This is a genomic window from Thermodesulfobacteriota bacterium (genome assembly GCA_036482575.1).
In the GTDB taxonomy this organism is placed as follows: Bacteria; Desulfobacterota; GWC2-55-46; order GWC2-55-46; family JAUVFY01; genus JAZGJJ01.
The window spans coordinates 1-11,192 of the sequence record JAZGJJ010000113.1 but is presented as its reverse complement, the minus strand read 5'-3'; the positions used below and the strand labels follow the sequence as shown (position 1 = coordinate 11,192).

The window sequence follows — 11,192 nt, the reverse complement described above, 5'->3', positions numbered from 1 at the left end:
GTATACAACTCCTGCGTGCTCGTCGGCCCGGGCGGGTTTATAGGGCTGTACAGGAAGGGTCATCTTTTCTGGAACGAGGCCATGTGGTTCACGCCGGGCGATACGCCGCTGGCGGTATACGATATCGGCAAGGCGAGGGTCGGGCTTATGATCTGCTTCGACTGGCTCTTCCCCGAGGCCGCGAGGAGGCTCGCGCTCGACGGCGCGGACATAATCTGCCACCCCTCGAACCTGGTGCTCCCCCACTGCCCCGCGGCCATGATTACGAGGTGTCTGGAGAACCGAGTCTTCGCCATAACCGCCAACCGGGTGGGGTGCGAGCAGAGGCGCAGAGGGGCAAAGCTCCGCTTCCGGGGCCAGAGTCAGGTCGTGGCGCCGGACGGGAAGATCTTATACCGCGCTTCGGAGACCAGGGAGGCAATGAGCCTCGTCGAGATAAACCCCCGGAAGGCGCGCAATAAACGGATGACCCCGAAGAACGATATTTTCAAGGACAGGCGGGAGGATCTGTACTGACGCGCCGCAATACCGAAAGGCAGCCGTATGGACAGGGGCCTTAAGGTCATATTCGTTCTTTCGTTCCTTTTCTGGGCTGCGGTCGCGGCCGCGGCCTACTATGCCTACAGGTTTGTGGACGGCGATATTGCGAACCTCCCCTTCAAGTTGGAGTCGGCCTTCATGTCCTACGAGTCCGTCCAGACCTCGCCCGCAGGTCTCAGCCCGGACAGGAGGAGGTTCGTCTTCGTATTTTCAAAGAAGGAGCAGTTCGAGGAGGCCGAGGGGGCCGTGCTTATGTTGGACCTGGTTGGCGGGAGCGTCGTACGCCTGGCGGAGGGCGATTATATGGGGGACCCGCTCTGGATCGACGACGATACGGTGGTGTTCCGGTCCTTCTCCCCCTTCTCCCCCTCCCCCCCCTCCCCGGATGAACTGGTGAGCTTCGATACGAAGACGATGAGCAGGACCGTCTTAAAGGTTGCTGCGGAGGAGAGTCGGTACTTCCGGGGATTTAACTATACCGCCGTGCCGGGAGAAGGGAAGATAGTCTTTGAGAGCTTCGACTATTCCGAGTCCGATGAGGAAGAGGGCGGCGACGACGGCGACGACGGCGGCGAGTATGAGGACGGCGAGTATGACTACGAGGAGTACAGTTCCGGGCTGTACGTGTTCGACGTGGAGACGGGCGGCGAGGTCGAGATATGGCAGGCGTTGGGCGACTCCGGCGACCTTGCCTGGCGGCTGTCGCCTGCGGGCGACGAGGTGGCGATACTCGACGGGGGCGCCATACACGCCTTGAGCCTCGCCTCCGGCAAGAGCCGGGTGCTGATCAATAGAGAAAATGGGGGAGACAGCGGGGAAGACGATGGTGGGACCGATATAGTGGCCTTCGACTACGCCCCGCCGTTACTCGTATTCTTGAGGAGAACCTATGGTGATGAAGGGGGCGGCGAAGGCGGTATCGTGGAAGAAGAGCTTACGGAAGATGACGGCGAAGACGAAGGCGAGGAAGAAAGTAAAGACAGGGACACCATCTGGATTAAAAATCTGGAGGACGGCACCGAAAAGATGGTCGTGGAGAGCAAGGGGTGCGGCGACCTCAGGTGGTCGCCCGGCAGGGGCCATATAGCCTATACGAAGGAGTGCGGAAGAGAGAGTTGGGTATACGACGTGGGGAACGGGACCAACGTGAGGATAGGCGACGGCGGCACGGCGCTCTGGCTGAGCGACGAGGAGCTTTTGGTGAATAAGGGCGGCTCGGAGCTCTGGAGGGTCTCACGCGACGGTACTAAAAATGAACAGCTCTTTCCAGTTCCTAATCCATAAATGACCACACCACTTACCGACATCCACATCCACGCCCCGCCGTTCGAGGGTCCTGGCGGGCCGGAGATACTAAGGCCCACGCCGCTGGAAAACCTCTTTAGCGCCTACCTTAAGAGAAGGCTCGGCATAAGCTCCACCGACCCGGACCCGAACGGGACATACCTGAAAAATCTCGCCCGCGATATACGCAATTCCGAAAGTATAGAGAAAGGCGTGGTGCTCCCGATGGACGGGGTCTACGACGCCAAGGGAGAACTCGATCGGGAGCGGACTCGCTTCATGGTCTCTAGCGACACGGTCTTCGACTCGATAAAGCCCTATCCGGAACTCCTCCCCGGCGCGTCGGTAAACCCCCTTAGGAAAGACGCAATAGATGATCTCGAAAGGTGCGCGGAACGCGGCGCCGTACTCGTAAAGGTTCTCCCCAACACCCAGGGCTTCGACCCCTCGGACAAGAGCCTGAAACCCTTTTGGAAGAAGATGGCCGATTTGGGTCTGCCGCTCCTCTCGCATTCTGGCTACGAGTTCGCCCTGCCCGTGGTGGACCAGTCCTTCGGGGACCCGGCGCGCCTCCTGCCCGCGCTCGAAGAGGGCGTTACGGTCGTAGCAGCCCACGGCGGGAGCACCGGCATCCTCGTATATGAAAAGTACACGGACACCGTTAGAGGGCTCCTCCGCGGCCACCCGAACTTCTTCCTCGACCTCTCGGCCACGACACTCCCGACCCGGGCCGGGATGCTCCTCGGACTGCGCGATATGCCGGAAGCAAAGGGGAAACTTCTCTTCGGCTCGGACTACCCGGTCCCGGCGTTTACCTTCCCCTTTATCTTCAGCATGCCGCCGGGCACACTCCTTACCATAAGGGGGGAGAAGAACCTCTTCGACAGGCTTTTCGCCCTCTTCAGCGCTCTCGGCCTTGAGCTGTCCGACGGCCCCTTCGGGCGGCCTGAAGGGTGAGGCGTCCACCGGGGTCGTCCCCCCCGCCGCACCCCCCGGGCTTTTGTATACAGTATACATTTTCCCCTTGACAAAACCGCCCGGTTGTTTTACGTTTCTACTCTCCTTGCCACCCTTAAGCACACCGTAGTGGAGGGGGGGAGGGGGGGAAGCGGGGGGGAAGCGTGGGGGAAGTGGATCTCAGCCGGAACGGAGGGCACCGATGCTCGCTTATTTGGCCGTAGTTATAATGGTGGGGCTGGCCACGGTCATGGCCGTGGGGGCGCTCGTTATGAGCTCCATCTTCAGGCCCAAAAACCCCTACCCGGAGAAGTTATCCCCCTGGGAGTGCGGCATGGAGCCCGTGGGCGAGGCCGACAAGGGGCACTTCAGGGTCCACTTCTTCATAATAGCCATCCTGTTCGTCGTCTTCGACGTCGAGACGCTTTTCCTCTTTCCATGGGCGGTCATGCTCACCGACACAACCATATCAACCCTTATATTCGTGGAGATGTTCATCTTCATAATAGTGCTCGCCGTCGGGCTCGTATACGCCTGGGCCAAGGGGGCCCTCGACTGGATATGAGTGCCAACCCCGCCAACGCCACTAACCCCAGCAACTATGCGAGGTCTTTATGATTACAGACAGGAATAAGCTTGAGGGCGTGGCCCAGTTCACCACCCTCGAGAGCATATTCGAGGTCGTAAGGAATAACCCGGTGGTCAACACCGTCAAGAAGAACCCCGCCGTCGAGTACGTGGCCAACTGGGGCAGGGCTTCGAGCCTCTGGCCCATGACCTTCGGGCTGGCCTGCTGCGCCATAGAGATGATCTCCACCGCCTGCTCCCGCTACGACCTCGACAGGATGGGCATAATCTTCCGTCCCTCCCCGCGCCAGAGCGACGTGATGGTTGTGGCCGGGACCATGACCAAGAAGATAGCGCCGGCCGTAAAGAGGCTCTACGACCAGATGCCCGAGCCCCGCTGGGTGATAGCCCAGGGCGGGTGCGCCTCGGCCGGGGGGCCCTACAACACGTACGCCGTGGTGCAGGGCACCGAGCTCGTCATACCCGTGGACGTCTTTATCCCCGGCTGCCCGCCGAGGCCCGAGGCCCTCATGTACGGCTTCCTCCAGCTCCAGGAGAAGATAAGGAAGGAAAAACCCTTCCTCCTGAAAGAGAGAGGCCTCGAGCCCTGATACCCTTATGAGCGTCGCGGAAGACTCCATACTCGTAAAGAAGATACGGAAGGTATTCGGCTCCGGGATCCTTGAGACCGCTACCTTCAGGGGAGAGGTGACCCACCTCATAAAGAAGGAGGCGCTCCTCGACATATGCGCCTTCTTAAGGAGCGAGGCGGATATAAAGATGAACTTCCTCGCCGACATCGTCGGCGTAGACCGCCATCCGGAAAAGCCGAGGTTCGAGGTCGTCTACCACCTCTGCTCGTTCGAGACGAAGCAGAGGATAAGGCTGAAACTCCGGGTCGAGGAGGGCGAGGCCGCCCCGTCGCTTACGGGCCTCTGGCGCTCGGCCGCCTGCGCCGAGAGGGAGGCCTACGACATGTTCGGCATCGTCTTCGACGGCCACGAGAACCTTCGCCGCATCTACCTGTCCGAGGACTGGGAAGGTTTCCCCTTGAGGAAGGACTACCCGCTTAAGGGCTACAAGGACCGCTATAACCCGTACGGGGAAGATAAGGATTAGCCGGAGGCGTTTTTGTGAGCGATAACGTAAAAACGATCGATAACGAAGAAGAGGTCATAACCACGCGCGAGATGACCCTCTCGCTCGGGCCGCAGCACCCCTCGGCCCACGGCGTCCTGCACCTGATCGTCGATATGCAGGGAGAGCGGGTCGTAAGGGCCGAGCCCGATATCGGCTACCTCCACAGGGGTACCGAGAAGATAGCGGAAAACCTCTTCTACCCGCAGTTCATCCCCTACACCGACAGGCTCGACTACATGTGCGGCATGAGCAACAACCTCGCCTACGTACAGGCGGTGGAAAAACTCCTCGACATAGAGATCCCGGACAGGGGCAAGTACATAAGGGTCATCACGGCCGAGCTGTCGAGGCTCGCCGGGCACCTCGTCTGCGTCGGGGCCTGGGGCGTGGACCTCGGGGCCATGACCGTGCTCCTCTACGCCTTCAGGGAGAGGGAGATGATACTCGACCTCTTCGAGATAATCTGCGGCGCGCGCATGACCTACAGCTACATGAGGGTCGGGGGTGTGAGGTGGGACGCCACGCCGGAGTTCAAGGAGAAGTGCTCCACGTTCGTAAAACTGCTGCCGAAGAAGATAGACGAGTACGAGAGGCTCCTTACGGGCAACAGGATCTGGATCAAGAGGAACAGGGGCGTGGGTGTGATGTCGGCCGAGGACGCCGTAAGCTTCGGCTTCGGGGGCCCCAACCTCCGCGGCAGCGGCGTGGACTGGGACATGCGGAGAGACGAGCCCTACCTCGTATACGACCGGCTCGACTTCAAGGTGCCGCTCGGTACCGACGGCGACTGCTTCGACCGCTACCAGGTGAGGATAGAGGAGATGCGCCAGTCGGTCCGCATAATAGAGCAGTGCCTCAGGGATATGCCGGAGGGCCCTTTCAACGTCGATAACCCCGAGATAGTGCCTCCGCCGAAGGAGACGATATACGATAATATGGAGGCCCTGATCCATCACTTCAAGTACGTCTCCAGCAGCTTCAAGACGCCGCCGGGAGAGGTCTACTCGGCCATCGAGGCGCCCAAGGGGGAGCTCGGCTTCTACATAGTAAGCGACGGCTCGGAAAAGCCCGCCAGGGTCAAGATAAGGGTGCCGACCTTCGTTAACCTCCAGAGCGTGCACCACATGACCAAGGGCACATACCTCGCCGACGTGGTGGCCATTATCTCCAGCCTGGACCCGGTCTTCGGCGAGTGCGATAAGTAGTGCCGTGATGCGTGTACGTGATGCGTGATGCGGTAAGGACGGAAAGAATATAAAGGGAAAAAAGGGAAAAAAGAGGAAAAATGCTTTCGGAGAAGGTCAAAAAGGAAATAGAGGGGTCGCTTAAGAAGTACCCCACGCCCCGCTCGGCCGTGATGGACGCCCTCCGGGTGGCCCAGGAAGAGCGCGGCCACCTGACGGGCGAGGAGATGCGCGAGATCGCCGGGATACTCGGGATGGAACCGGTCAGGGTGCAGGCAATGGGCGGCTTCTATAGCATGTACAACGTGGAGAAACCCGTTGGCAGGAACCACGTACAGATATGCAGGAATATCTCGTGCTCTCTCCTGGGGGCCGAACACCTGATAAGCCACATGGAAAAACTGTTGGATATAAAAACCGGGGAGACGACGGGGGATAAAAAGTTTACCCTCTCTACGGTCGAGTGCCTGGGCTCGTGCGGCACCGCCCCCATGATGCAGGTAAACGACGACTACCACGAGAACCTCACCGAGGAGAAGATAGAGAAGATCCTGAAGGGCTGCAAGTAGAGCCCCCGGCGAAAAACAATGGATAAGATACTCCTATGTAACATAGACAAGCCCGACTCCCACCTGATCGATACCTATATAAAGGGCGGCGGCTATAAGTCTCTCAAGAAGGCGCTTAAGATGAAGCCCGAGAACATCGTGCAGACGGTGAAGGACTCGGGCCTCCGGGGCAGGGGCGGCGCCGGTTTCCCGGCCGGGCTCAAGTGGAGCTTTATCCCCAAGGACCCCACGCTCCGGAAGTACCTCTGCTGCAACGCCGACGAGGGCGAGCCGGGCACCTTCAAGGACAGGGCGATAATAGACAAGGACCCGCACCTCCTTCTGGAGGGCATGATAATAACGAGCCATGCCATCGGCGCGGCCGACGCCTACATATACATCCGGGGCGAGTTCGCCTTCGGCGCCAAAAGGCTCGATGAGGCCATAACCGAGGCCTACGAAAAAGGTTTCCTCGGCAAAGACATACTCGGGAGCGGTTTTTCGCTCGACATATACGTCCACCGCGGCTTCGGGGCCTACATATGCGGCGAGGAGACCGCGCTGATCGAGTCCATAGAGGGTTTTCGGGGCCAGCCCCGGAAAAAGCCGCCCTTCCCGGCGCTCGCGGGACTCTACGCCAAGCCGACCGTCATAAACAACGTCGAGACCCTGGCCTGCGTCCCCGCCATTATTGAGCGGGGGGTGGAGTGGTTCAAGTCCATGGGGCCGGAGAAGAGCCCGGGGCCCAAGATATTCGGCGTCAGCGGACACGTGAAGAAGCCCGGCCTCTACGAACTGCCCATGGGCACCCCCTTGAGGGAGATAGTCTACGAACACGCCGGGGGCATAAAGGACGACAGGAAGCTCAAGGCCGTCATCCCCGGAGGGGTGAGCGCCCCGATGCTTACCGAGAAGGACCTCGATACCCCGATGGACTTCGACTCTCTGGCGGCGAAGAAGAGCATGCTCGGCTCGGGAGCGGTCATAGTCATGGACGAGACCACGTGCATGGTCAAGGTCTCGTACATAATAAGCCGCTTCTTCAGCCACGAGTCCTGCGGCAAGTGCACGCCGTGCAGGGAGGGTATGCACTGGACGACGAACGTGCTGAAGCGCCTCGAAGAAGGAGACGGCAGGCCCGGAGACGTCGAGCTCCTCGAAAGTCTCTGTACGAACATATTCGGCAGGACCTTCTGTCCGCTCGGCGACGGCGCGGTAATGGCCTTGAGGGGGGCCATGAGCAACTTCAAGGAAGAGTTCGACTACCACGAGAAGCACAAGAAGTGCCAGGTGTCGTAATCCGGTCTCCTAATCTGGTGTTATAATTATGGTAACTCTCAAGATAAACGATAAAGAGGTAACGGTCGAGGACGGCACGCTCATCCTCGACGCGGCCAAAGAGGTGGGCGTCGAGATACCCACCTTCTGCTACCAGGCCAACCTCTCGGGGCTCGGCTCCTGCAGGATGTGCCTGGTGGAGATAGAGGGGCAGAGGAAGCTCCAGCCGTCCTGCGTGACGCCCGTCATGGCGGAGATGAGCGTAAAGACCGATTCGGAGACGGTCACCTCGGCGAGGGCGTCGATGTTCGAGTTCCTCCTTTCGAACCACGCCATGGACTGCCCGGTCTGCGATAAGGGCGGCGAGTGCGAGCTGCAGGACATGGTCTACAAGCACGGCCCCAAGAAGGGCAGACACTCGGAGAGCAAGGTCCGCTACCACGACAAGGACTATGCCCTGAGCCCCGTCATCATGAAGAACTCGAACCGCTGCGTGCAGTGCATGAGGTGCGTCAGGGTATGCCACGAGGTCGTCGGCAAGGGCGTGCTCGACGCCATAGGCAGGGGCGCCCACCAGGAGGAGACGAGCTTCCTCAGGACCTTCCTCGACTGCGACCACGACGGCATGTGCATAGAGGTCTGCCCGGTGGGTTGCTTCATGAGGCGTCCCTACAGGTACAAGGCGCGGCCCTGGGACCTGAAGGGTGCCAAGACGGTCTGCCCTTACTGCGCCACGGGCTGCAGGACGACGATCGAGGAGAGGGACGGGGTGGTGCTCCGCTCCATAGCAAGGCCCGACGACGGCTTTAACGGGAAGATGCTCTGCGCCAGGGGGCGCTTCGGGTACGAGATAGTAAACAGCGCGGAGAGGCTTACCACCCCGCTCTTGAAGAAAAACGGGGTGCATGAGGAGGTCTCCTGGGACGAGGCCGTCTCCGCCATAACCGAACGGCTCGGCAACTCCAAGGACGGCGGGAAGACCGGCGGTATAGCCTCGGCGAGGCTCACGAACGAGGAGCTCTACACCTTCCAGAAACTCATGCGCACGGTCGTCGGCACCGGCAACATCGATTCCGGCTCCAGGTGGGACCCCGCCGTTGCCGCCGCCTTCGCCTCGGCAACGGGCATTACCTCCGAGGGCACCTCCGTCTACGACGCGGCCGACTCGGGCACGGTGTTTGTCATAGGCGGCCAGCTCTCCGAAGAAAACCCGGTAACCGACTATATAATAAGGTACAGGTCCGGCATGAAGAGGACCAGCGTCATAATCGCCTCTCCCCGGGCCATGAAGCTCGACAGCTCGGCCCGCCTTACCTTGAGGCACGCGCCCGCCGGAGCCGGGCCGCTCATGAAGGCACTTGCCGCCGTGATCTCCGGGGCGGGGAAGGCGTCAGGTAAAGAAGTCTCAGGGGTGAGTACAGCCGACATCAAGGCCGCGGCCGGGGTGATGAAGGTCTCGGAGTCGGTGGCCATAATGGTGGGGACCGACCTCCTGAGGTATCGCGAAGGGATAGGCGAGCTTACGCTCCTTATCGACACGCTCAAAAAGGCGGGGAAAGAGGTGCGCGTAATGCCGCTCCTCGACAGGGCCAACCAGAGGGGGGCGTGGGACATGGGCGTGCACCCCGGCTTCGGCCCGGGCTACGGGGCCGTGGATAAAGGCGGGCTCGGCTGCGACGCCATGCTCGAGGCCGCGGCAAAGGGAGAGCTCGAAAACATGTACATAGCCGGCGAGGACGTGGTCGGCAGCTATCCGGACGCCGGGTTTGCGAAAGAGGCCATAGGGAAACTAAAATTCCTCGTGGTGCAGGATATCTTCCTTACCGAGACAGCGAAGATGGCGGACGTCGTCCTGCCCGGTGCGTCCTATGCCGAGAAAGACGGCACCTTTACCAACCAGGAGGGCAGGGTACAGCCCGTATCCGCGCTCCTTCCGCCGCCCGGAAAGGCGAAGAGAGACCTTGAGATAATGGCAATGGTCGGCTCGGCACTGGACCCGTCGGGGAAGGTTTTTTCCTCTTCCATTTCCACTTCCGCGTCCGCCGTATTCGAGGAGATAAGCGCGGGGGTGGCGGCCTACTCAGGCGTGGAGCCCTCAGGCGGAGATAACGGCAACGCGTTTGTGAAGGCCGGTGCTGGGCTTAAGGGCCCCGGCGACTTTAAGGCCGGGGCTACCGGCGGCAAGCCGAAGGGTCTGGCGCTCATGACAGGGAACCACCTCTTCCATTCCGGGAGGCTTTCGATGAGGGCCGGGATACTTAAGGGGCTCATGGAGGAGCCCGTGGTCGAGATAAGCGAGAAGGACGCCGAGAGGCTCGGCCTTAACGGGGGAGACAGGGTAAAAGTAAAGGGCGGCTCCTTCGAGGCGGAGCTCACGCTCAGGACGAAAGAGGGCTCTTTCGAAGGCGTGGCCTTCATAGCGGAGAACTTCGAGGCGGCGCCGGCTAACGGGTTCTTCAAGAGGGGCGAAACCCTTCCGGACGTAACGATAACGCGGGTCGAGGGCTGAGCGCGGCCGATATTTTTGCAATGAAGGAGGTGACAGGCAATGGTTGATCCTAATACACTGAGGCACATACCCTTTTTCGCGGACCTTTCCGACGAGGAGCGCGCGACGGTAGCGGAGATAATCGAGGAAGAGGAGTTTAAAGTCGGCGATACCATCTTCAAAGAGAGCGAAGGCGGCCAGTCACTCTATATAATAAGGAGGGGTGAGGTAAAGGCCTGCAAGATGGCCCCGGACGGAGAGCTCCTTACCCTTACGGTCATGAAGGACGGGGAGATATTCGGCGAGATGAGCTTCCTCGACGGCAGGCCCCGGTCGGCCACGATCGTGGCCATATCCGACATCGAGGCCTACGTGATGGACAGGGGTAAGTTCGAAGGGCTCGTCGACGGGCACCCGAGGATTATCTATAAGCTTATGAAGAACATCGTCTTCACCATACACTCGATAGTGCGTGGGATGAATACGCGCTACATGGAGATGGTCAACTACATGTGGGGGAGGAAGCGTTAGTTGCCGGACACAGCAACCATAATGGAGGTCGTCCTTATAGGGGTTAAGGTCGTGGTCGTGACCATGGTCCTCTTCTCCCTGCCCCTTCCGCTTACCTGGGTCGAGAGGAAGGTCGCAGGGCACATACAGGCCCGGCTCGGCCCCTACCGGGTGGGCCCGCACGGGTTGCTCCAGCCCTTTGCCGACGCGGTGAAGATGCTCTTGAAGGAGGACATCGTCCCGTATAAGGCGGACAGGGTGCTCTTCAAGCTCGCCCCGCTGATCGCCCTCGTTCCGGCAATGGCGGTTTTCGTGGCCGTACCGTTCGGGGAGAGCTGGACCGTACCCTTCACAGGTAAAGAGGTCACGCTCTACATCGCCGACATGAACGTCGGGGTCCTCTATATACTGGCCATATCAGGACTCACGGTCTACGGCATAATCTTCGGCGGCTGGGCCTCGAACAGCAAGTACTCCGTGCTGGGGGGGCTCAGGAGCGCCGCTCAGATGATAAGCTACGAGGTCGCGCTCACCTTCGCCTGCGTAGGGGTGGTGATGATGACGAACTCGCTTAGCCTGGTCGAGATAGTAAGGGCCCAGTCCGGGGGGCTCCTTAACTGGAACGTCTTTTACCTGCCCATGGGGGTGCCGGTGGGGCCGGTGTGGTTCATCATATTCTTCATCGCCGGGCTCGCC

12 protein-coding genes are annotated in these 11,192 nt (G+C 60.4%); all 12 read left to right on the top strand.

Annotated elements, in window-relative coordinates; all coding sequences use genetic code 11:
* Window positions 1–516: nitrilase-related carbon-nitrogen hydrolase (locus tag V3W31_04970; GenBank protein MEE9614292.1), on the top strand; the 516-nt coding region annotated here is incomplete at its 5' end.
* A gap of 27 nt (window positions 517–543) precedes the next feature.
* Window positions 544–1,824, top strand: coding sequence for a hypothetical protein (locus V3W31_04965; protein MEE9614291.1), 1,281 nt, complete (start codon window positions 544–546; stop codon window positions 1,822–1,824).
* Complete coding sequence (locus tag V3W31_04960; GenBank protein ID MEE9614290.1) at window positions 1,825–2,781, top strand: amidohydrolase family protein; 957 nt, start codon at window positions 1,825–1,827, stop codon at window positions 2,779–2,781. It abuts the gene before it with no gap.
* A gap of 202 nt (window positions 2,782–2,983) precedes the next feature.
* Window positions 2,984–3,346: an NADH-quinone oxidoreductase subunit A gene (locus V3W31_04955; GenBank protein MEE9614289.1), complete on the top strand. Its 363-nt coding sequence runs from the start codon at window positions 2,984–2,986 to the stop codon at window positions 3,344–3,346.
* 49 nt (window positions 3,347–3,395) lie between these two features.
* Window positions 3,396–3,959, top strand: a complete 564-nt coding sequence (nuoB, locus tag V3W31_04950; protein MEE9614288.1) for an NADH-quinone oxidoreductase subunit NuoB — start codon at window positions 3,396–3,398, stop codon at window positions 3,957–3,959.
* A 7-nt stretch (window positions 3,960–3,966) separates the two neighbouring features.
* On the top strand, window positions 3,967–4,467 hold the full coding sequence (locus V3W31_04945; protein ID MEE9614287.1) for an NADH-quinone oxidoreductase subunit C: 501 nt from the start codon (window positions 3,967–3,969) through the stop codon (window positions 4,465–4,467).
* A gap of 14 nt (window positions 4,468–4,481) precedes the next feature.
* Window positions 4,482–5,693 carry an NADH dehydrogenase (quinone) subunit D gene (gene nuoD / locus V3W31_04940; GenBank protein ID MEE9614286.1) on the top strand — a complete coding sequence of 404 codons (1,212 nt, stop codon included), beginning with the start codon at window positions 4,482–4,484 and terminating at the stop codon, window positions 5,691–5,693.
* Window positions 5,694–5,773: 80 nt separating this feature from the next.
* The gene (nuoE, locus tag V3W31_04935) at window positions 5,774–6,241 is read left to right on the top strand and encodes an NADH-quinone oxidoreductase subunit NuoE (protein MEE9614285.1); all 468 of its coding nucleotides are present in this window, start codon (window positions 5,774–5,776) and stop codon (window positions 6,239–6,241) included.
* An 18-nt stretch (window positions 6,242–6,259) separates the two neighbouring features.
* Window positions 6,260–7,519: an NADH-quinone oxidoreductase subunit NuoF gene (gene nuoF / locus V3W31_04930; GenBank protein MEE9614284.1), complete on the top strand. Its 1,260-nt coding sequence runs from the start codon at window positions 6,260–6,262 to the stop codon at window positions 7,517–7,519.
* 28 nt (window positions 7,520–7,547) lie between these two features.
* The gene (gene nuoG, locus V3W31_04925; GenBank protein MEE9614283.1) at window positions 7,548–10,007 is read left to right on the top strand and encodes an NADH-quinone oxidoreductase subunit NuoG; all 2,460 of its coding nucleotides are present in this window, start codon (window positions 7,548–7,550) and stop codon (window positions 10,005–10,007) included.
* A 39-nt stretch (window positions 10,008–10,046) separates the two neighbouring features.
* Window positions 10,047–10,517: a cyclic nucleotide-binding domain-containing protein gene (locus tag V3W31_04920; protein ID MEE9614282.1), complete on the top strand. Its 471-nt coding sequence runs from the start codon at window positions 10,047–10,049 to the stop codon at window positions 10,515–10,517.
* 21 nt (window positions 10,518–10,538) lie between these two features.
* A partial coding sequence (locus V3W31_04915; protein MEE9614281.1) for a complex I subunit 1 family protein occupies window positions 10,539–11,192 on the top strand: 654 nt, incomplete at its 3' end.